Here is a 22,778-nt window from a genome sequence, read left to right on the forward strand (position 1 = left end):
CTTCTTTGTGAGCGGAACGCCCTTTCTTCTTTTTCTATTTTTCTGTCCATCTGACGGATTCACGTTTTGTTTCATCGCCAAGGGCGTGAAGCAAATCGTCGACAATGCGAATCCATGAGTATTGCTCCACCGCCAACTTGCGCCCATTTTCCGCCATCTTTTCGTATTCCTCTCTCGGAAGGCAAAGCAGCTCGAGAACCGCCGCGGCGATCTGTTCGGGATTTTCTGGAGGAGCGATTTTTCCGCAATGGTATGTTTCTAAAATCTCTGCGCTCTCCCCTTCGCCGCAATACAGCACCGGGGTTCCGGTGGCGATCGCCGGGAAAATTTTCGACGGCCTTGCTCCTTTAAACAAGTCGATGTTGCGCAGCGAAACGATGCTGTAATCGGTGATGGAGAAAATCTCCGGCATCTTCTCAACCGGAACGGATCCGTAAAACGTCACATTGTCAAGGCCAAGCTCTTCTTTTAACGCCATCAGCTTTTCCCGCTCTTGGCCGTCGCCGACAAACAGGAAATGCGCCCGTTCATCTTTCGCTTTGACGATGGCCGCCGCCCGCAGCACCGAATCGAGCCCTTGGGCGTATCCCATCGTTCCGGCGTACGTAAACACCACTTTTCCTTCGAGCCCTAATTCCGCGAGCAGCTTCTTGTTTTTCGGCAACGGGCGAAACACATCCGTGTTGACGCCGTTCGGCAATAAAAAGACATCCTCGGGCGCTTTCCCTTGCTCAATCATATAATCGCGAATGCCTTCCGTCGCGGCGGCGATTTTCCACGCCTTCCGGTATAAAAACAGCTCGAGCCATCTCGCCATTCGAATGAACAGCCGATTTTTCAAAATGCCGAGCTCAACGGCCGATTCCGGCCAAATGTCGGCGACGTTGAAAACAAACTTCGCCCGTTTCAACTTCGCACCCACGTACCCGGTGATCCCTAAAAACAACGGCGGGGAATTGCAAATGATCACATCCGTCGGCTTCGCTTTCACAAGCAGCGAATAAAACGAGCTGAACGTAAACGAAAAATACGAAGCGAGCCGTTTCCAAAAGCTCCCCTTTGGCGACGGATAAATCCATGTCCGATGAACGGGAATGCCGTCCCATTGTTCGAACAAATAAAACAGGCCGCGGTATGGCTTGGGGATGACGCCGTGCGGATGATGCGGGAACGCCGTGAGCACTTCCACTTGATGCCCCCGTTTGATCAGCTCTTTGCTCACCTCATACACACGAATTTGCGGTGCGCCTGTTTCCGGCGGGAAGTGTTGGCATAGGTACATGATCCTCATGGCCCGCTCCACACCACTTTCCCAAAAAATCGCAAACGAACGTTCCATTTCGAGCGCCAAGAGGCGAGCGCAAACGAGGCGTGGAAAAGGGGAAACGCCCCCCTGGCATCGTCCCGCTGTCCTTGGATGGATAATCGTTGCCGCGAACCGACGGTCATCATGAGCTTGCCAACGGAAAGCCGCCGGCTTCGCGACTTAGCCTCCGCTTTCGGCAACAAACGAGCACCAACCGCGGCGGCTGACATGACGGCTTTGTTCCTCATCAACTCCCTCCACCGCCTTTCAACGTTTGTTCATACAATCGGATCATGCGCATCGCATTTTCCGTCCAATCGTAATGTTCATGGACATGGTTGACGCCGTTTTCCCCCATTCGTTGCCGCAGCCTCTCATCAAGCAGCAGCCGTTCGAACGCCTCCGCCAGCTTTTCCGGACTGTTTTTCGGCACGATCAACCCCGTTGTTCCCTCACGAACGACTTCCGGCAGCCCGCCGACGTTGGAGACGACAACGGGAACGCCGCACGCCATCGCCTCGACGGCGGCAACGCCAAAACTTTCGCTGTCTTCAGTCGAAGGCACGGCGAAAATATCCATTTGATTGATATACAGCGGCACTTGTTCGTTCGGAACTTTGCCGGCAAACGTCGTCACGGATTGGATGCCGAGGCGGGCGCACAGCTCCTCGTATTCGCTCCGCTGCGGCCCGTCGCCGACGATCAACAGCTCCGTTTGCGGATGCCGCTCGTGCACAATGGCAAACGCCCGAATCAAATCGGCGATCCCGTACTTGTCGGAAAGAGCTTTCACCGTGCCGATCGTCACGGTCCGTTTCGGCTGTTTCGGCAACGGTTTGAAGCGGGCGACATCAACACCAAACGGCGTCACTTCGATCGGTTTGTCCGTATACTTTCCGGTTTCTTTCGCCATCACATGGCTTGTCGAACAAATGACATCCGCACGCTGGAATGTATATTCAAGCATCCGTCGGTTCCAACGATTGGCATTCGGAAACTGATACACGTCGCGCCCCCAGACGGAGACGTAAAACGGATGATACGAAGCAAGCGCCCCGATCAACCCGTAGCTGGAGGCATAATGGGCGTGCAAAATATCTGGTTGAAACGAAGCGAGCAGCCGCTTTAATGAAAAGACAGTGGAAAAATACGACAACTTCCCCGGCAGCCATTTCGGCAGCACGACTGTCTCGACTTCTTTCGCTTGCTCCGGCCCGTAATGGTCTTTAAACGTCACGACTTTCACATCAATGCCTTGCGTTTGGTAAAAGCGGGCCCACTTATGCGTATGGATCGATTTGCTTGGAGCCAATAAGGCGACTTTCATCGGAGGCCCCCCACCAACGTTTCTTTCACCTTTTCCACTCTCGCTTCCCACGAATGTTTCGCCATAAACGTCTGCGCAATGCGCAAGCGGCACTCCTCGAGCATGTCGGCCATCTTGGCGATCGCTTCTGCCATCGACGACGGGTTGTCGTCGCAAATGACGCCGTACCCATCCGCTTCAATCAACCGCTTTTGCGCTGAGCAAGCGGTGGCGACAATCGGCAGGCCGCTCGACAGATAGTCAACCAGCTTGACGGGAACGGAAAAATCATTATACTCGCTCCGCCGCCGCGGGATGAAGGCGAAATCCATCTCCGCATACAAACGGTCGAGCGCTTCGCCGCTGACGTGCTCGACGCGCACTTGCAAGGCGGCAAGCTCTTCTTTCACCGCAAGCGGCTGCCGCTCGTACTCGTCTTTTCGGCAGACGACGGTGAGCGAAACAAGCGGCTTGCGGCGGTTGGCCAAGCGAATCGCCTCAAGCAGGAGCAAAAGCCCATAGTCGGCATTGTTGATGCCGCCAACATAAATGGCATTCAGCGGCTGTTTCGCCGTCCCGAACCGCTGAAACGGCTTTTGCTTCCCACCCGGCGGCAAATCGACCATCGGGCGGCGGATCGCGACGTATGTTCCCATTTCGAGGCTCGGCAAAAAGATGACATCGCAGTACCGCTCGTAAAACCGTTCTTCCCAACGGTACATCATTTGCATGGCCGTTTTTTTCCAACCGCGGAGCGGATACAAATCAGGAAACTTCCAATAGACGTCGCGGTAAAAGACGCCGATCGGAACATTGCGGGCTTTCAAGTAGCGGAGAACGTCTCGGTCGACGAACGGACGTTGCGGCCGGTGTCCTGGGTCCGTGAGCCAAAGCGGAATCGTCTGGTTTTCCATATAGCAAAACCAGACATCATCGAGCTTGCCTTGGCTGCGGAGCTCTTGAAATTGCTTCTCCCGCTCGGCTGACGTGCCGGCGATCAGAAGAACGTCCACTCCCTCTTTCGCTCCCCAGCGCAAAAACGCTTGATGCATTTCATACGGCCGCAGCTTTGACCCGCTGTTTCGTTCCGCGGCGAGTGAAAACGGGTAATAAATCAATACGGTTTTCATCATTCATCCCTCATCAGTGATTCGCCTTTTCGTTGCAAACCATGCCCGTAAATCCCCCTGCACCCGCAGCCACAACGCCATTCCGCCAAACAATGCCACGAGCAGCACCCAGGTCGGATTGAACAAAAAATCGGTGAACCCACCGACGAGCGTGCGGGGGATGTTAATGGAAAAATAAACGAACAAACTTAAAAACAAAGGATTTTTTGGCAGCCGTAGAAACCCAATATACAACAGCTGCGTCACGACACCGACATACAGCGTGCCGATGACGATCCCCACATAACCGAAATTGGCATACGCCTCAGCGACAAAAAGGGTGTTCAACACTCCCCCTGTCCCGTCTTCAATCCGCTCTGGGAACACGTGCGCCATCACGAGGCGGGCGGAGCGGACATTCTCGACGTCAAACAACCCTGTTAAAATCGAGGGCAAGCTTTTTCCATAAAGAAATGGCAGCGCTTCGCCGAACAAATTCAAATGAAGAAACGTCGGCGCGATTTGCGCCAAAATCATGCGGCCGATCGGGCCTTTGTTGTAAGACAAAAAGGTCGCAACATCTTGCACCCCTTGAATGACGATGTACATGCCGACGAGCACCGCCGCCCCCACTCCCCCATACAACGCCAATTTCGCCGCCGACAGCCTTGTTTTTCCAATGTAGATGCGAATCAGCAAAAACATCATCACGTAAAAGAAAATCGGCGATTTGGCCAAATCATACACATTGACGAACACCGCCCCGACAAACAGACAGATAAACAGCAGCTTCCACCGCCACTCGTGCGTCAGCTCGGCAAACAAATAAGCGATAAACGACAAAAGCGGCGTGAGCGTAATGGCAAAAATATTGCGAACGAGCACGTTTCCGGCAAAATGGCGCGACGCCTCAACACGCAACGCAGCCAAGCTCTCATCCGTCCCTGTCAAGAGCGCAAACACCGGAATCGTCGGCGTTTTCCAAATCATATATGCAATGGCGGCAAAACTGAGCAGCGACAGCGCCAAAAACGCATAAAACACTTGGCTGCCCGTCGCTCCAGCCAACGGAGAAAGCGGCTTTTGCAAATAGGCGCGAAACTCCTGCCTCGCTTCAAATCCGCACAGCCTTGAAACGACCACCATCGACAGCGGGAACACGATCATGACAAAGCATACGACAGCAAATCCAATCTGCCGGTATTCCTCAGGCCGAAACAGCTTGCGAATCATGTAGTAATCGTCCATCCCCAAGGCGATCAGCAGCGCGCCGATGAAGCTTGACAGAAGGAACGAGTAATAGTACACAATCGACACGAGATTCGGCGCCGTCAATGAAAGCGTCCCCGCTGCATAGCGAAACATCAAGGTGGAGGCGACAAGAACAATCAACCCAATCAACACGTCCAACATGCCGACGCACCCTTATCGCTGTCCGATCGCCGCCACGATTTTCTCCGCCGCATGCCCATCGCCAAAGACGTCCACATAAACAGGGGCGACTTCCTTGTGAACCGCCGCGACGATCTTCTCGCGGTCCGTGCCGGTTAAGATGTTCGCCCCGCCTTCGAGCGTTTCCACCCATTCGGTTTGTTCGCGCACCGTCACGCAAGGCACGCGCAAGAAATACGCCTCCTTTTGCACGCCTCCTGAATCAGTGATGATTTTTTTCGCGCCGCTCTCTAACCGAAGCATGTCCAAATAACCGACCGGATCGATCAGCCGAAGCCCTGGAATCGCCGAAGCGTCCAAGCCGTACTCTTCAAGCTTATGCCGCGTCCGGGGATGAATCGGCCACACTTTCGTTCCGTCAATATCCCGAAAAGCAGCCAAAATGGCTTTCAATTTGTCGGGGTCATCGGTATTTTCCGCTCGGTGAATGGTGATCAAGTAGTAGGATTGTTCCGCCAGCGACAAATCAGCCAAAATCGTCGATTGGCGCTGTGCGAGCTCCTTGTTGTACAAAATGGCGTCATACATGACGTCGCCGACATTCCAGACGTTTCGCGTAATATTTTCTTTTCGTAAATTTTCCACGGCCGTCTCCGTTGGACAAAATAAGAGCTCGGAGACATGATCGGTCATGATGCGGTTGATTTCTTCCGGCATCTGCTTGTTGAAGCTGCGCAGTCCGGCTTCGACGTGGATGACGGGAATATGGAGCTTCGCTGCGACAAGAGCGCCCGCGAGCGTCGAGTTCGTATCGCCATAGACGAGCACATAATCCGGTTTTTCCTGCATGACAATTTCTTCAATTTTCATCAGCATTTCGCCCGTTTGCTTTCCATGGCTGCCTGAACCCACCCCAAGATAGTAGTCAGGCGTCGGAATGTTCAACTCCTCAAAAAAAATGGCCGACATATTCGGGTCATAGTGCTGCCCGGTATGGATCAGCACTTCGGTATATTGTTTTCGCAAGACGCGCGAGACGGGGGCAGCCTTGATAAACTGCGGTCTGGCGCCTAACACGGTGGCGATTTTCATCCGAAACACCTCCTAGATCAGATGAGCGGTTATCAAGTATTTTGCGCATTTTCGCCCTCGATCGTGCGCACCGGACGGCGCAAATCACGATCAACCCGGCTGGCAAAGAGCGTGGCGGCAAACAGGCCCCAACCAGCGAGCACCCAGCCGTCAGCAAGCGGCGCCTGCTGAACGTAGACGATGACGATGAGGGCGAGCAATGTGCCGACCAAAACCAAAGCCATCTTTTTCCATGACACTGGCACAGGATACACTTGCTGGCTTTTGCGAAAAATGAAAGCCACGGCGACCATATACGTCATGAGGCTGGCCGCGATCGCCCCCCAGCTGAGCCAAAGCGGCACCAACACGGCGTTCAACGCAAGATGAAGAAGCGCCGCTAGCGTGAACACCCGTGAAATATAGCCGGTTTCCTTTGTCAAAAACAAGCCGGTGGAAACAATCAGATAATAAAAGTTCAAAAACGTGACGGCCGATAAAAACGGAATATAGGACGCTGCATCGCGATATTCCGGTTTGAAAAAGGTTCCCACAAGCCACGGGCTCGCCGTGGCGATCAAAAGCAGCCCAAACGCTCCAATGAGCAAAAGCGCCATATACACTTTCGCAAACAACGCACGGCTTTCCGGCCGGTCTTTCATCGACATCGAATACGGACGCCACGCCATCTGCACGCCGCTCGTGATGAGCGTGATCACGGTCGCGAGACGCAAGGCAACCCCAAACACCCCGACTTCCTCCAACGACGCAAACCGTTGGATGAAAAACGTGCTGACGTTGGCGATCACCCAAAAGGCGAGCGAAGTCGGCACGAGCGGGGCGGCGTAGGCAAGCAGCTCCTTTAACACGTCAAAGCGCACGCGCCACACCATATACTTGACGGTCAAATGCAACATCAACAAAAACACGAGCGCGCTGCTCACGAGCCGGCCGATGAGCAGCCCTTCCGGCGTCGCCGCGAACCACCGGAGCGCCGCATACGACAGCACAGCGACAAGCAGCATTTTCACGAGCGTCCAAATCACGACTTTTTTCGTCTGAAATTCAAACCGCAGCACCGTCGTCGCCATGACGAAAATCGTATCGAGCAGCAACGTCGCGATACTGATGTACAGCAAATCGACATAGCGAGGCTCTTGAAACAGCGCGCCTGCGATCCACGGACCGGCCAAAACGACAGCCAAAAATAAGATGGCGACGACAAACAGCCGGAAGTACATGACGTTGCGCACATACAAAAGGCGCTTCTCTTTGTCGTCCGTGTCGTAATAGTAAAAAGAGAGCGCCGAATCTGTACCGAAAATGACGAGAAACGTCAGCATCGACGTCCATTGGTCGATCAAGTAGACCGCCCCGTACTGCGCCTTGGACAAATAGCTTGTATAAATCGGCAGCATCAAAAAGGCAATCAGCTTCGTGCCGACGTTCATAAACGCGTAAAGGAGCGAGTCCGCTCCTAAACGCTTGAATGCCGAGAACAATTTATAACAACTCCCGCTCGTCGACCATTTTGCTGAAGCGCGCCGGGAATCCTTTCACGACCGTCCTCGGTTCCGTATCTTTCGTCACAAGCGCCCCAGCGGCGACAAACGTCTCTTCCGCCACCGTCACGCCCGGCAGCAAAATCGCTCCGCCTCCAACGCGCGCCCCGCGCTTGACGGTCGCCCCTTTGATTTTGGCGAACCGTTCTTCCGTCCGCCCCATGTAGTTGTCATTGGTCGTCGTGACGCACGGAGCAATGAACACATGGTCTTCGAGCGTTGTGTAGGCCGTGATGTAGGAGTTCGACTGGATTTTCGTCCGATCGCCGATTTGGACGTGGTTTTCGACGCACACCCCGCGCCCGACGATCACATATTGGCCGATGTGCACGTTTTCGCGCACGCTCGCCAAATCAGCGATCAATGTGTAGGCGCCGATCACTGCTCCTCGATAGATGACAGCGTTGGCGCCGATCGTGCAATGGTCGCCGATGACAAGCGGCGGCAGCTCGCCCGACAGCTTGACGGTGCTCGTTTTCGCCGGCTTCGGCGGTTTGCCGAGCACCGCTCCGTCGGCGATCGTCACGCCGTCGCCGATGACGGTTCCTTCGTGAATCGTGACGCGATGTCCGATTTTAACGTCGTTTCCGATTTTGACATTCGCCTCGATGACCGTGAAATGGCCGATTTCGACACGTTCACCGCAAACAACAGAGGGATCGACAACGTTCATGGTTTCGTCTCCTTCGCTTACAATTTGACGTATTTGGCCGGTTTCGACACATCTTTCATGGCGTTGCGTGTGTCAAACACGACCCGGCTGTGACGAGCGACCATTTCATAGTCGATGTTGGAATGGTCCGTCGTAATCAAGACAAGATCTGACTGCGCAAGCAGTTCCGGCGTCAGCTCGACCGTCTCAATCACCCGGTTGCACGCCCGGAACGACGGAACATACGGGTCGACGACCGCAAATTCCGCTCCGTATTGCTCGAGCAGCTCGACGATTTTCAACACTGGCGATTCGCGCACATCATCAATGTCTTTTTTGTAGGCGACGCCGAGCACCGTCACTTTCGAACCGCGCAGCGCCTTGCCTTCTTCGTTTAAAATGAGCATCGCGCGGTTGACGACATATTCCGGCATGGCGTTGTTGATTTCTCCGGCCAGCTCGATCAAGCGCGTATGGTAGTTGTATTCGCGCGCCTTCCATGTCAAATAAAACGGGTCGATTGGAATGCAATGGCCGCCAAGCCCCGGCCCCGGATAAAACGCCATAAATCCGTACGGCTTCGTTTTCGCTGCATCGATGACTTCCCAGACATCAATGCCCATCCGTTCGCACAAAATGGCCATTTCGTTCGCCAACGCAATGTTGATATGGCGGAACGTATTTTCAAAAATTTTCTCCATTTCCGCCACCGCCGGACTCGACACTTCATGGACATCGCCTTCAAGCACGGCGCGATACATCGCCGCTGCCACTTTCGTGCACGTCTTTGTCACGCCGCCGACGACTTTCGGTGTATTTTTCGTCTTAAACTGCTTGTTGCCCGGGTCAACCCGCTCCGGCGAATAGGCGACGAACACCGTCTCCCCGACGACGAGCCCTTTTTTCTCCAGCGCCGGTTTCACGATTTCTTCCGTCGTACCTGGATAGGTGGTCGATTCCAACACGACAAGCATCCCTTCATGGGCGTATTTAGCGATTTCCTTCGCCGAGTTTTCGACGTAGGACGTATCCGGCTGATGATGCTCATCGAGCGGGGTCGGCACCGCGATCGCCACGGCATCGACTTCCGCGATCCGGGCGTAATCGGTCGTCGCCACAAGCCGCCCTTGTTTGACCATCTCATGCAAATCTTCATCGACGACATCGCCGATGTAGTTGATCCCATTGTTCACTTGATCGACGCGGCTTTGTTGGATGTCAAAGCCAATGACATGAAACCCTGCTTTTGCTTTTTCGACTGCCAGCGGCAACCCGACGTAGCCAAGCCCGACCACGCCGATGACCGCGTCGCGTTTCTCAAATTTTTGCAACAGCCGTTCCGCGTAGTTCATTCCTCTCATTCCTTTCTACTCAGATAGTTGCACTCTTGTCCCCGTTTCCGCCGAACGCAAAATCGCTTCGATCAGCCGAACAGGAGCCAATCCGTCCAAACCCGTGACGATCGGCTCGCGGTCTTCGCGAATCGCTTGCACCATATCTTCAATGATCCATTGGTGCCCCGGCTTGCCAAACGGGTCGGCGTTGATCTCATCGATGAGCTTTGCCCGTTCTTCCTCGCTGACGCCTTCCGCTTCCCACGTTTCGATAAAGTTGGCCGTCCGGCCGCCGATTTTCACCGATGCCGTTTCACCGAAAATGGCGATCGATTCCTCCAAGTTTTGCGGATAAATCGTCGTCGCTGCCTCAATGACGCCAAGCGCCCCGCTTTCAAACTCGACGACCGCCGCCGCGACGTCTTCCGTCTCAATCTTGCGCAGCCTTGTCGCCGCCATCGCTTGCACCGCCTTGACCGGCCCCATCAGCCAAAGCAGCAAATCCAAATTGTGAATGGCTTGATTCATCAAGACGCCGCCGTCAAACTCTTTCGTCCCCCGCCACGCCGCCTGATCATAATAGGCTTGATTTCGATTCCAGCGCACCGTGGCGTTCGCATGGCTCAGTTTTCCGAACATCCCGCGCTCCATCGCCTCTTTCAGCTTCCGAATCGCTGGACGGAAGCGGTTCGGATGAACGACCGCGAGCTTCACGCCGCTTTCTTTCGCCGCGCGGATCATCTCTTCGGCGTCGCTCACACGGAGCGCCATCGGTTTTTCCACAATGATATGACGGCGATAGCGGGCCGCCAGCTTGGCCAGCCGCGCGTGCAATCCAGACGGAACGCAAATGTTGACGACATCGATCTGTTCGTTCTCCTTCAACATCGTCTCCATATCAGTGTAAACAGGAACATCCGACACGTCGCGCAAACGTTCCGGATTCGTGTCGCACACGGCCGCCAGCTCGGCGCCGTCCGCCTTTTCAATGGCATCGATATGTTTTTTGGCGATATGCCCCATGCCGACAATGGCAAAACGGATCATGAAGAATAGTACCTCCTCGCGTCCAATATATACTTCCAAAGCACGAGCCAAACGACCGTCAAAAACAGGCCGAGGACAAGGCCGACGGCCATCAGCTGCCCCGTATACGTTTTCGATTTCGCCACCGTTTCCGACAATACGGCCGGTTTTTCGTAAAAGACAAGATTGCCGCGGATGCGATTGACACGCTCCATCACTTCAGTCAAGTTGTTTTCCGACTCCACCAACAAGTCGCTGATGTCATGGAGCTGTTCCGGATTCAAGCGGCCCGACTGTATTTGTTCGCTATAATAATCGACTTTTTGCTGCAAGGCGCGCTCCCGTTCTTCCAGCGCATGCAAGTATTTCGTGGTGACATCAATCCGCTCTTGCGAATGGCGCTTGAGCCCCTGGCTGTATTCCGACACAACAAGCTTCAATTCTCGACTCACGTCTTGTTCATCGTCGCCTTTGACCGTGATTTGCACGTACTGTTCTTCAGGAACGACGACATCCAAGTTTTTCACATCTGGAAACTTCGCTTCTATATTTTTCGGATCCGTCAACTCTTTTACATCAATCGATCCGGTAAACACGACAGCTTTCCCCGTATACTTCTCCCCCTGCAGCAAAAGCCGCCCTGCGATGACGGTCAACACGATCGTCGCAAGCGGAACGACAAGAAACCACCATTTTCGCTGCCAAAAAAAGCGCAAATATTCGTATAGCACAAACGGTCGTTTTTCCGCCGTCAATCCGGCCACCATCCCTTATCATAAAATAACAAAGTGTTGTGAACAAAACAAATGATCCAACGCCAAAGAAAACGCCATTGCTGTGCGCAAGTGACGTTTCCTTTGGCCGGTTGGACGATCAAGCGAAATGACGGTAAAACTCTGCGATTTTCTCGACGACGTACTGTTGCTGCTCCTCTTTCAGCTCTGGGAACATCGGCAGCGACAGCGCTTCTTTCGCCGCTTTTTCCGCCTCCGGCAGCTGCCCTTCCTTGTATCCGAGCGAAGCAAACACCGGCTGCAAATGCAGCGGCAGCGGATAGTACACCATCGTCGCGATCCCCTGTTCTTTCAAAAACGCTTGCAGCTCGTCGCGCTTCGGCGCTCGAATCGTGTATTGATGGAACACATGATAGCGCCCGTCGACTTCTTTCGGCGTCACAACAAGGTCGCCGACCGCCTCCTCGAGCAGGCGCGTATACGTCGCCGCATGCTTGCGCCGCTGTTCCGTCCACCGATCCAGATGCGGGAATTTGACGCTTAAAATCGCCGCTTGCATCTCATCGAGGCGGCTGTTGTAGCCAAGTACATGATGGTAATATTTCGGCTTGCTGCCATGAACGCGGATGACCCGGCATTTTTCGGCCAGTTCGTCATCATTCGTAATGATCATGCCGCCATCCCCGTAGGCGCCCAAGTTTTTCGTCGGGAAGAAGCTGTACGTCGCCGCCGTCCCAAGCTCGCCAACGCATTTCCCGTTGTATTTCGCGCCGATCGCCTGGGCGGCGTCCTCAATGACCGCCAATCCGTGCCGGTTGGCAATCGCGGCAATCGCCTCCATATCCGCCATTTGCCCGTACAAATGCACCGGGATGATGGCTTTCGTCTTCTCCGTCACCGCCGCTTCAATTTTCGCTGGATCGATGTTGAACGTCACCGGATCGATATCGACAAACACCGGTTTGGCGCCGGCCCGCGCAATCGATCCTGCCGTCGCGAAAAAGGTGAACGCCGTCGTGATGACTTCATCGCCCGGCCCGACGCCGGCCGCTTGCAAAGCAATATGTATCGCATCGCTTCCGTTGCCGCAGCCGATCCCATGTCTAGCCCGGCTGTAGGCGGCAATATCTGCTTCTAGCTTTTTGACATAATCCCCTAAAATAAAGCGGGAGGAGCGCATCACTTCATCCAATACGCGCATGATCTCCGGCTTCAATTGTTCATACTGTTCGCTTAAATCCAACATTGGCACATTCATCGCAAGTTCCTCCAAATCCAAAAAATATATAGAATAAACATGTTTAGTTTATCACATTTGCGTCAATATATAATGACAGTTTTGTGGCAATCTTGGCCTTGCCGCAAAAAAATCAGCGAAGGAACGGAAGAAGCTGCATAAACAACGAAAAAGAAGGGTATAATTTTCCAAAGACGGGCCATTCCTGAAAAAAGCCGTTTGTCCCTTTCATGACACAAACGGCCCATTTGCTATTTATCGGTCATTTCCGTATACTTTTCGGCTTCCCCGAAGCAGCTTACGAATAAAGGTCATAAACGGCTTGTACTGATCATTGACCAAGCCGATCAGTTCAGCCAGCAGTTCCCCGAAGACGATCAAGGCAAAGACGATGAGAATGGACTGCCATAACGTCGAGGCGGAGAACAAAATCGCGCTGATGGCAAACATCAAGCCAAACGCATAAATGAGCAGCACCGTGTTGCGATGCGAAAAGCCAAGGGCCAGCAGCCGATGATGAAGATGCGACTTATCCGGCGCCGAGATCGGCTTTTTATTCACAATGCGGCGAATAATGGCAAATGTCGTATCGAAAATCGGCACACCCAAAATGATCACCGGAACGACGAAGCTGAAGAGCGTCACGCTTTTGTAAAGCCCTAGCACCGACAGGACGGAAATCGCATATCCTAAAAACAACGCGCCGGTATCCCCCATGAAAATTTTTGCCGGGTGGAAATTGTAAAACAAGAAAGCGATGACGCTGCCTAAGATGATCAAGCAGAGCGTGAAAATGAGCATTTTGCCCGCCATGCCCGCCATGACGGCAATGGCCGCAATCCCAATGGCGGAAATGCCCGCGGACAATCCATCCAATCCATCGATCAAGTTGATGGCGTTCGTAATCGCGACAATCCAAAATATCGTGATCGGGTAGCTCCACAGCCCCACCTCAAACGTGCCGACAAACGGAACGGTCAAAAGATCGACCTTCAGCCCGGAAGCAACAACGACGAACGCCGCCAGCAGCTGGCCGGCCAGCTTCACTTTTGGCGACAGCTCGTACAAATCGTCGAGCATCCCGACGAGCACGATGATGATGGCGCCGACCGTCATCCCCGTCACTTGCTCTTTATACACCCCGCCGACAAAATAGCCGACGGCGACACCGATAAAAATGGCCAATCCGCCAAGCCTTGGCATGACTTTTGTATGCACTTTTCTCCCGTTCGGCCGATCGACCGCGCCAATTTTGACCGCGAGCTTGATCACGAACGGGGTGATGACCAATACTGTGATAAACGAAGCCAAACATGCGGCAAATGCTTCCATATTCATATGCAATCACCTTGGCCTTATAAAATCGCGGAAACACACATCATCTTTATGTTACCATATACGATGAGTAAATCAATCTTTTTTTACACCCCTTTTTTGTCCCCAAGGATGGAAAATTTCTTTTTCCCTTGCCGCGAGAAGCTCCGAGCGCCAATCCGGCGGACGATTCCACATTTTACATCCTCCCTCCACAGGAAACATCTTGTGCTATAATTAGGTTTTAGAGCACTTGGTGTGAATCATGCCTGTCTAGGAGAGGAATGGACATATGTTTGCAAAAGTAAAGCAACTATTTGACGAAAGCGCGCGAGACGTGCAGCGTCTTGCCAAGCTGGCGGCGCAAATCAATGAATGGGAACCAACCATTTCTTCGCTGAGCGATGAACAACTGCGCCAAAAAACGGTTGCCTTCAAAGAGCGACTCGAATGCGGTGAGACGCTCGATGACATCAAAACCGAGGCGTTTGCCGTCGTCCGGGAGGCGGCGCGGCGCGTGCTCGGTCTGCGCCATTACGACGTGCAACTGATGGGCGGATTGGCGATGCATGAAGGAAACATCGCCGAAATGCAGACCGGGGAAGGAAAGACATTGGCGGCCACTTTGCCAAGCTACTTGCACGCCCTCCTTGGAAAAGGCGTCCACATTATTACAGCCAACGAATATTTGGCGCGCCGGGACTGCGAACAAATGGGCCGTGTGTTCCGCTTTCTCGGCTTAACCGTCGGCCTGAATGTGTCGCAAATGACGGCCAGCGAGAAAAAAGAAGCGTACGCGGCCGATATCACGTACGGCACCGGCACCGAGTTCGGCTTTGATTATTTGCGCGACAACATGGTGCACCGCCTCGAAGATAAAGTGCAGCGCCCGCTGTATTACGCCATCATCGATGAAATCGACAGCATTTTAATCGACGAAGCGCGCACCCCGCTCATTATCGCCAATAAATCGGGAATCGGAGCCGAATTGTTCCCGATTATGGCGCGCATCGTCCGCACCTTTGAAGAAGGAAAAGAGTATGAACGGTCTTTGGAGACGAAACAAATTTTCCTCACCGAAGAAGGGGCGCAAAAAATCGAGCGGGCGTTTGGCATCGACAATCTATACGACTGGGAGCATCACGTGCTGCTCCATCACGCGATGCAGTCGCTGCGCGCTTGGTTTATCATGCGGCGGGATGTCGATTACATCGTCAAAAACGGCAAAGTGATGATCGTTGACCCGTTCACCGGCCGGGTGATGGAAGGGCGCTCGTTCAGCGACGGCCTGCATCAAGCCATTGAAGCGAAAGAAGGTGTGGAAATCACCGAAGAAAACGACATCCAAGCCACGATTACGATCCAAAACTATTTTCGCATGTATGAGAAGCTAGCCGGGATGACCGGCAGCGCTACGCCGTCGAAAGAAGAATTTTGGCAAACGTACCGGCTGCGCGTGATTACGATTCCGACAAACCGGCCATCCCGCCGCACCGACTGGGACGACCTCGTCTACCAGACGTACGAGGCGAAAGTACGGAAAATTATCGACGAAGTGAAAAAAATGAATGCCATCGGCCGTCCCGTTCTCATCGGCACGACATCGGTCGCACAGTCGGAACGGTTGTCAGCGGCGTTTTCGAAAGCAGGCATCCCTCACCACCTGCTCAATGCCAAAACGGAGGAAGAAGAAGCGCGCATCATCGCCACCGCCGGGCAAAAAGGGCAAGTGATGATCGCGACCAATATGGCCGGGCGCGGGACCGACATTTTGCTTGGAGAAGGCGTCAAGGAACTTGGCGGGCTGCACATCATCGGCACAGAGCGGCATGAAAGCCATCGCATTGATATGCAGCTGCGCGGCCGGGCAGGACGCCAAGGGGATCCGGGGTCTTCCCAGTTTATCATTTCGCTGGAGGATGATTTATTTCGGCTGTACGATCAAGAGGAACTGGAAAAATGGCGAAGCAAAGTCAAGACGGATGAAACCGGGCTCATCGTGTCGCCCAACCCGATCAAGTTCGTCCAAAAAGTGCAAACAACGATCGAAAACGCCCATTATTCAGCGCGTTTGCATTTATTGAAACTGGACACTGTGATTGACCAACAAAGCAAAGTCATCTACCATATGCGCGATCGCGTCTTGGCGCTGAAGCAAGCAGAGGTGCTGTCCGAGCTCCTTCGGCACATTCAGCGTTATATCACGCAAACGATCGACCGTTATTGTCCGGAAGACGTTTTGTTTGAAGAGTGGGACATCGAAGGACTGCACAACGAGCTGCGCCGTGCCTTTTTCCAATTTGCCTATCCGATTGAGGATCTTCGCCATAAGCAAAAAGAAGAAATCGCCCAACTTGTTTGGGACGAATACAAATCGCTTGAAGCGGCGCTCGCCGATCTTCCGTGCGACGAAGAACAAACGATGCGGCTTAAGCATTTGATGGTCGAAACCATCGACGCCCACTGGATTCGCCACTTAAATCAACTGAATGTATTGAAAGAGGGGATTCATTTGCGCAGCTACGGCCAAGAGGATCCGTACCGTGCCTTTGAAATGGACGCCTACCGCGAATTCGTCGCGCTGCAGCAAGCGATCGACGCCGGCATTTGCACCACAGCCATGAACTATTTGAAAAGCCAGTTTGTCATCGATGACGAAGCGGCCGTCGCCGCGAACGAACCATAACCGCGACGCAGCACGCCGCCTCGTAAAGGAGGTTCCCTATGATTTTCCGACGAAAACAACGCACACAACCGGAGGCCGAGCTGCCGGCGCAGCATGTCGAACAGCCGGAGGGCGGAACGAAAACGACGCTGTCGTTTCATCCGGACTGGCAGCTGTCTCCAGAGGAAACGTACGTCTATCGCTTTTACCACGAACAGCTGCCGCCGCTTCAGCCAAACCAAATTTCCATTTCCGGCGTCAAGCTGGTCGAATACAACGATGGGTTTGTCGCTGTCGCCATTTTGCGCAACACGCTGCCGAAGCCGGTTCGCTTTGAACGAATCCGCCTGTTGCTGCTTGACGAGGATGGCACGGCGATCGCCCGCAAAGAGTTTGATATGAGCGCTTTCGGCGAGCTGCCGCCGATGACGGCCCGCCCGTGGCGGTTTTTGTTCGCCGCCGAGGACAAGCTCGTCGATCAGTTGCCTCAAGATGGATGGAAGATCGCCTTTGAACTGACACCGCGGCATCGGCTCGACCTAGAGGAAAGCTGGGAGCAGGCGCTGTCGGCCAAGCAGCACCAACAGCTGCAAGCCCTCGTTGACTCGGTTCCGCCTCCCGCTCCCGGGGAGGTGAACTTCATGGGCATTGAAGCGAAACAGCTGCCTTCCGGTGAACTAGCCGTCACGTTGCTCATTCGCAACGGCAGCGACAAACATATCCATTTTGAACAAATCCCGCTTGAAGTGCGGGATCATGCTGGCGACATGGTCGCCCGCGGATTATTTCCGTGCCATCTGGAAGTGAAAGCCCACACCAGCAAACCATGGACGTTCCTCTTCCCACCGGAATTGCTGCACAAAGCAGAACCGGATTGGACGTCCTGGAAGGTGACAATCCCATCCTCCCCGGCACAGAGCGAAAGGCAAGAAACGCAATCAAGCGAAACGTAATCGGCAAAAAGCTGGCCCCCATGGTCGCCAAACGACCGATGGAGGCCAGCTTTCTTTGCATCGTTCCGTTCAAAACGACCGCGCTCCCGTTGTCAGCCGAGCCTTAGTCGAAGCAGCCGAACTTTGCACCATCAAGAGCAGACGGCTATCCAACGCATCTGGACGGGAGGGCCTTATTTCGTAGAAGCAGCGGTTTGAATCTCCATGTAAGCGCCTTTTTTCATCGCCACGCCGTCTTTGCTTTTTAACACCGGCGGAATGACCAATAAATAGCTCTGCCCTTTGGCCAGCTTCGCTGCCGGTTTGATCAAAAGCTCCGTCCCCCGGCGGATTTGCGCCGTCACCGCCGCTTCCTGTCCACCTAATTGATACAATTTTACTCCGCTTACCGCGGTATTGGCGAGCGGACGAGAGAAGCGGACGACAAACGTCTTATCGACCGGCGCATTGCGCAGCTTGCCGAGCGACTGATACCCTTTCAGCTGGCCAATCAGCAAATCGCGGTGAGCGGCATACAGCTCTTTACCGACAACCGTCGGCACATCCGGCTTCACCCCAACGTGATGAATCGGCGTCCCTTTTGGCGAGAAAAAGTGGGCGACGGTCAACTTCAACATGCTGCCGTCCGACAGCTCAAACATTTCCTGCATCGATCCTTTGCCAAACGTCCGTTGCCCATACAAAACGGCCGCCTTTTGCTCCTTCACCGCCGCCGCCAACATTTCCGACGCGCTCGCGCTCGACGCGTTGACAAGCAGCCGGATCGGACCCGCCATTTGCACCGGCTGTTTGACAGCGGCATACACTTCTGGGTGATTCGAACGGTCGCGCAACTGAAACGCCTGTTTCACATTCGGGAAAAAGCCGGCGATTTGCTGCGCCGTTTCCACATATCCCCCCGGATTGTCGCGGAGGTCAAAAATCCACCCTTTCACCCCGCTTAACGAGCGAATGGCGCGTTCGATCTCACCAGGCGCTGTCTCATCAAAACTATATAGCTGAATATAGCCGATATTCCCTGCCAGCCGTTTGAACTCCACGTTCGGCCAGTCGATTTTTTCCCGCTTGATGGTGACGCTGACGGTTTCCTCGGTCGACGGCCGCCAAACGGTTACGGCCACCGTCGTTCCTTCTTCCCCTGCGATCAAGCTCAATACTTTTTCCATTGTCTCATTCGTTACCGGCTGCCCGTCAACAGCCTGAATCACATCGCCCGGCTGCAGTCCGGCGCGGGCGGCTGGCCCATTGTCCAAGACAGACATGATGTGGACGCCGTCCTCATCTTCCTCAATCATCACGCCGATGCCGACAGACTCCATATCAATCCACTTCAAAAATTCCTCGTATTCTTCCTTTGTCATATAGGCAGAATACGGGTCAAGCTGTTTGACAATATCTTGCGGGGTGCTCGCCTTCAGCACTTGATCGCTCACTGGTTCCACATAATACTGGCGGACAATTTCCCGCACTTCTTCGAGCACCTTCGTTGACGCCGGAGCCGTCGCCGCCTCCGCCGACGGACTCCAAACCGAAAATGAAGCCGCAAGCAATAGAAGAGCCGCCGCCCATCGCTGAATCACCTTCATATCCGTCTCTCCTCTCCCGACATGCGCCAGTTTATTCGATATCGACATCTAAGACAACCGGCGCTTTAAAATCATCGATATACACCGCCAGCTGCTTGCGCGTCGCCGCATCCACCACGTTTGGCAGCCACCGGTCGCAAAGCGACAGCAACCGCTCCGCCCGCGCGATATCCCCTTCATCATACGCATCAAGCAGCTTGTCCATGGCTTTCATAATATTGATGGGATCATAGGCACGCAGCTTGACAGACAAAGCCGGGCGTTGAAACCATCCTTCCATCTTTTCGCGCAGCGACGCTCCCGGAACGCGGCCGATGAGAATCGCTGTTTTGCGCATTTGATATTCCAGCGGACCATAGGAATCGTACACAACATCCACATCCCCCGTCCGCAGCGCCCGGTCGACGTTGGCCGTCAAGGCGCGCAATCGCTCCCCGCTTTCGACCGCGCTGATATAGGCGGAAGCCTTTTTCATCGTCTGTTCTCCGGCCGCGATCCGTTTTTCCAACTGCGCCCTTGCCGTTTGTGGACGCACGCGCGCCACTTCTTTTTTTGCCGCCTCATAATCGCGTTTGACTTGGTTGAAGAGACGGTACGGCTTGGACCATTGATCCGCTTTCATCGCCCGCTCAAGCTGGGCGGCATGCTGTTCAAGCCGCTCCACACTTGGGAACGGGGCCGCTTCCGCCTGAACAGCCAACAGCGAAAACGACAACCAAAACACCGCCAGCCATCCGATGATGGAAAATGCTTTTCTCCGTTTTCTCCTCACACTTTCACCTGCTATCTATGAAAATAGTAAACATGTATTTCAATTTTACTGGAAAAGAAACAAAATGAAAATATGTTCTGAAAAAAATCGAACGTAAGCCCTTCAAAGCATAAAATAAGGCCGACTCTTCAGCCACCTTTTTGACTGTCAGAGCCAGCCTTGATCAACGAAAGTCCGGCCAATGGGTTTGCTGCTTGTCGCCGTCGATTTTGCTCAGCGTCCGGTAGCGAAACGGAACGATTTCCTGCTCTGGCTTGCCAAGAAACTCTTTCGCCCATTCGAACGGAATCAAATCGAACTGCTCCTTGTTTTCAGCGATAAAATAGACGCCGACGACTCTTCCTTGTTGATTGAGGTCAATTGTCAAAAAAGCCGGGTAATACGTGCCGTCTTGCGCCCACAGCACCGCTTTGGCCGTCACCCGGCCGTCCCCTTCGTCTTCCACATCCGGATTGGCGATTCGCTCCAACACTTTGATCGCCCATCCTTGTTTTTTATATCCTCCGACCAGCTTCGGCGGATTTTTCCGCAACTGCTCCAACAATGTTTGCTCGTCCATCGTCAAACTTTTGCCTCCCTTGTGGTTTGCCTATCCGCCCATTTTCTAATATATACAATACTTTTCAGAGAAATGCAAATGCCTAGAAGAACAGCATGCAAGGACTTTCTCGATTAGTGAGCAACATCCCTTGTTCATTCCCTCTTCTAGGCAAGCAGGGGAGGCGCGCCCATCAGCGGAAGATGGCGCGAAGGCCGTCGATGTAAATCGCTCCGGCGTTTTTCCGTCCGATATCCGTTTCCATATAACGCACCGGCATCTCCAGCATGAGCGGAAGCGCGACATCGCTGGGCACAGCGGCTTCGACATATTTCCAACCGATCCAATCGACATGGCGGGCAAAATCGATCCAAATGCGGCGCCCGCTTCCATCCTGCAGCTGGGCGCGCAGCCAATGGCCGCTTCCGTCTCCATACACCCACATGCCAATCGCTTGCGGCCGTTTCGAAATCCAAATCGCTTTCTCCCGACTAGCATAGACGCCGGATGTCCCTGGCATCCCGCGGAAATCGTATGAAATTTTCAGCGCCTGCTTTCCTTCTCTCACCTTTTCTGTCGTCCGCTCGACCGCAGCCCCCACATAGTTGACGCCCGATGCATTCCACTTCAACTCGTTCTCAAAATCATCAAGCACTTCTTCGCTTTCCCCGTTCTCTTGCGTCTCTTTGTACACAACAAGAAGCGCATTCGCCACCGGACGCGCAAATCCATCAGACGGCTTGTTTTCGACTTTGAGCTGCCCGTTTGGCTGGCGGACGACAAAGGTCGAAGAACCGCCGCCATCGAGCGTCATCGCATCGACGGCGCCAAGCTCATGCATCAGTTTGGCCAGCTCATTCAACGTCATGCCTTGGCTATGAGCAGGCTGGCGGCCATCGACAACGACGAGCATGACGTTGCCGTTGCGGTCAATGCCGACGGCTGTGCGAGGATGCACCCCAGCAATCGCAAACGATTGCGCCTGTCCATCCGCCACCAACCGGTATCGGCCGCCGAGCGCTTCTCTCACCCCACTCCATTCGGGCTGGTCATACTGAAGGGAAATTTCCACCGCATCCCCTTCTTTCGCCTGCCGCAAATAGTCGCTCGCCCGGCCGTGGCCCGATAGCACGAGCTCTCCAGGTTGGAGCGGTTCATTGCCTTGACCGACTACAACTTTCTTCACCGTTCCGGTGACCGTTCCATTCCCGTTCAACACCCCTTGTACATTCGTCAGCACGACTTCCGTCCCAAGAGCGTTCGTTTTCGTGGAGGCAGCGAAATACGGGGTGTACAAAATCAACTGATGAGCGCGCCGCGGCTTGTTGATGCCATCGACGGGATATGAGCCTCCTTCTCCAATTCGAACGCCAATTTGAACATCTGGGTTTCCAATCATCGGCTTTCCATCAGCGCTGATGCCAAAAATCGTCCGTTCCGCCGTTGGCGTTGTATTCGTCATCACGATCTCTCCCCGGTGCACCATCAAATCGGTCGGCGAACCATCCTCTTTGAAATAATCGCCGTTCACCGCCGCCAGTACGATTCCGTCGCGGCCATCGTACCGTTTTGCCTGCTCAAGCACCGGTTCAATGCCAAGCACTTGATCATTGGACAGCGCCGTCTCAATGGCCAGCCTCTCATTCGACGTATCGATGTCAAGCTTGTACACATGCTGCTTGCCGCGCGTTCCGACGATTTCCATTTCCTCTTTTTCCACCCCGGAGGCGATGCGCGTCGACACCTCCTTTACCACCGTGCCGACCGCCAGTTGTTTCGCTCCGTACCGCCCAGGATTGACAAGCTTCAGCTTCTCCTTTGACGGCGTTTTATACACGACATGCCCTTTGATATTGGTGACGTAATATCCACCGCCAACCCCGTATTGGCCGCCAAACGCCTCGTCATACGAATACACCCGGTACTGTTCTCCAGGCTGCAACACGCGGACAAACGTCAGCGCCCCGTTTTCCCGTTTCCATAGGTTAATCGGTTTCACGATCTCCAATTTTCCAATCTGCCCCTGCACGAGGCGCATGCCTTCCCAGTAGACGACATTCGCTCCGGCATCCGCTTCTGCCGCCTGCAGCGCCGTCCATGCGGCCAACACCGCCCCGATCCCAATGCGGATGATGTTCTTCGCTTTTCCCACTGGTCCTATTTTCCTCTCTTTCTATCATTTTGTTGACACTGATTCTATTATACGACAAACTTCTACAAA

The 22,778-nt window shown here is 54.0% G+C and carries 19 protein-coding genes; 2 read left to right on the forward strand and 17 right to left on the reverse strand.

Features of this window, described 5'->3' with window-relative positions:
- Positions 1-34: 34 nt before the first annotated feature.
- From QWV57_RS16005 to QWV57_RS16065, 13 genes are all read right to left on the reverse strand, one after another.
- Positions 35-1,291 (reverse strand): glycosyltransferase family 4 protein, encoded by a 1,257-nt coding sequence (locus QWV57_RS16005; protein WP_015375867.1) that lies wholly within the window; start codon positions 1,289-1,291, stop codon positions 35-37.
- Entirely contained in the window at positions 1,288-1,554 is a 267-nt protein-coding gene (locus tag QWV57_RS16010; RefSeq protein ID WP_015375868.1) for a hypothetical protein, read from the reverse strand. Before QWV57_RS16010 ends, QWV57_RS16005 begins: the two co-directional genes overlap by 4 nt.
- Positions 1,554-2,633, reverse strand: coding sequence for a glycosyltransferase (locus QWV57_RS16015; RefSeq protein ID WP_015375869.1), 1,080 nt, complete (start codon positions 2,631-2,633; stop codon positions 1,554-1,556). Before QWV57_RS16015 ends, QWV57_RS16010 begins: the two co-directional genes overlap by 1 nt.
- Positions 2,630-3,745: a glycosyltransferase gene (locus QWV57_RS16020; protein ID WP_015375870.1), complete on the reverse strand. Its 1,116-nt coding sequence runs from the start codon at positions 3,743-3,745 to the stop codon at positions 2,630-2,632. The genes QWV57_RS16015 and QWV57_RS16020 overlap by 4 nt, the downstream gene beginning before the upstream one ends.
- Positions 3,746-5,134 (reverse strand): O-antigen polymerase, encoded by a 1,389-nt coding sequence (locus QWV57_RS16025; RefSeq protein ID WP_081132569.1) that lies wholly within the window; start codon positions 5,132-5,134, stop codon positions 3,746-3,748. It abuts the gene before it with no gap.
- A gap of 12 nt (positions 5,135-5,146) precedes the next feature.
- Complete coding sequence (gene wecB / locus QWV57_RS16030) at positions 5,147-6,205, reverse strand: non-hydrolyzing UDP-N-acetylglucosamine 2-epimerase (RefSeq protein ID WP_013146455.1); 1,059 nt, start codon at positions 6,203-6,205, stop codon at positions 5,147-5,149.
- Positions 6,206-6,237: 32 nt separating this feature from the next.
- Complete coding sequence (locus QWV57_RS16035; RefSeq protein WP_015375872.1) at positions 6,238-7,686, reverse strand: lipopolysaccharide biosynthesis protein; 1,449 nt, start codon at positions 7,684-7,686, stop codon at positions 6,238-6,240.
- Position 7,687: 1 nt separating this feature from the next.
- A complete protein-coding gene (locus tag QWV57_RS16040; protein WP_013524679.1) occupies positions 7,688-8,419 on the reverse strand; it encodes an acyltransferase in 732 nt (243 codons plus the stop codon).
- Between the two features lie 17 nt (positions 8,420-8,436).
- Positions 8,437-9,750 carry a nucleotide sugar dehydrogenase gene (locus tag QWV57_RS16045; protein ID WP_015375873.1) on the reverse strand — a complete coding sequence of 438 codons (1,314 nt, stop codon included), beginning with the start codon at positions 9,748-9,750 and terminating at the stop codon, positions 8,437-8,439.
- A 15-nt stretch (positions 9,751-9,765) separates the two neighbouring features.
- Positions 9,766-10,779 (reverse strand): Gfo/Idh/MocA family protein, encoded by a 1,014-nt coding sequence (locus tag QWV57_RS16050; RefSeq protein ID WP_015375874.1) that lies wholly within the window; start codon positions 10,777-10,779, stop codon positions 9,766-9,768.
- Positions 10,776-11,513 (reverse strand): GumC domain-containing protein, encoded by a 738-nt coding sequence (locus tag QWV57_RS16055; protein WP_013146460.1) that lies wholly within the window; start codon positions 11,511-11,513, stop codon positions 10,776-10,778. Before QWV57_RS16055 ends, QWV57_RS16050 begins: the two co-directional genes overlap by 4 nt.
- Before the next feature lie 118 nt (positions 11,514-11,631).
- Positions 11,632-12,750: a DegT/DnrJ/EryC1/StrS family aminotransferase gene (locus QWV57_RS16060; RefSeq protein WP_033004666.1), complete on the reverse strand. Its 1,119-nt coding sequence runs from the start codon at positions 12,748-12,750 to the stop codon at positions 11,632-11,634.
- A 234-nt stretch (positions 12,751-12,984) separates the two neighbouring features.
- Positions 12,985-14,067: a glycosyltransferase family 4 protein gene (locus QWV57_RS16065; protein ID WP_013146462.1), complete on the reverse strand. Its 1,083-nt coding sequence runs from the start codon at positions 14,065-14,067 to the stop codon at positions 12,985-12,987.
- A 268-nt stretch (positions 14,068-14,335) separates the two neighbouring features.
- Here QWV57_RS16065 and secA2 point away from each other — a divergent pair, with 268 nt between their 5' ends.
- Both secA2 and QWV57_RS16075 read left to right on the forward strand, forming a co-directional pair.
- On the forward strand, positions 14,336-16,729 hold the full coding sequence (secA2, locus tag QWV57_RS16070) for an accessory Sec system translocase SecA2 (protein ID WP_060788361.1): 2,394 nt from the start codon (positions 14,336-14,338) through the stop codon (positions 16,727-16,729).
- 38 nt (positions 16,730-16,767) lie between these two features.
- A complete protein-coding gene (locus tag QWV57_RS16075; protein ID WP_013146464.1) occupies positions 16,768-17,661 on the forward strand; it encodes an accessory Sec system S-layer assembly protein in 894 nt (297 codons plus the stop codon).
- A 173-nt stretch (positions 17,662-17,834) separates the two neighbouring features.
- Here the strand turns inward: QWV57_RS16075 and QWV57_RS16080 are convergent, their stop codons facing one another.
- The 4 genes from QWV57_RS16080 to QWV57_RS16095 form a co-directional block, all read right to left on the reverse strand.
- Positions 17,835-19,247, reverse strand: a complete 1,413-nt coding sequence (locus QWV57_RS16080; RefSeq protein ID WP_301100084.1) for a S41 family peptidase — start codon at positions 19,245-19,247, stop codon at positions 17,835-17,837.
- A gap of 31 nt (positions 19,248-19,278) precedes the next feature.
- A complete protein-coding gene (locus QWV57_RS16085; RefSeq protein ID WP_301100085.1) occupies positions 19,279-20,019 on the reverse strand; it encodes a hypothetical protein in 741 nt (246 codons plus the stop codon).
- Between the two features lie 163 nt (positions 20,020-20,182).
- Positions 20,183-20,584 (reverse strand): hypothetical protein, encoded by a 402-nt coding sequence (locus QWV57_RS16090; protein ID WP_015375879.1) that lies wholly within the window; start codon positions 20,582-20,584, stop codon positions 20,183-20,185.
- Positions 20,585-20,750: 166 nt separating this feature from the next.
- Positions 20,751-22,709, reverse strand: a complete 1,959-nt coding sequence (locus QWV57_RS16095) for a phosphodiester glycosidase family protein (RefSeq protein ID WP_015375880.1) — start codon at positions 22,707-22,709, stop codon at positions 20,751-20,753.
- Between the last annotated feature and the right edge of the window lie 69 nt (positions 22,710-22,778).

The organism is Geobacillus zalihae (genome assembly GCF_030414215.1).
In the GTDB taxonomy this organism is placed as follows: Bacteria; Bacillota; Bacilli; order Bacillales; family Anoxybacillaceae; genus Geobacillus; species Geobacillus zalihae.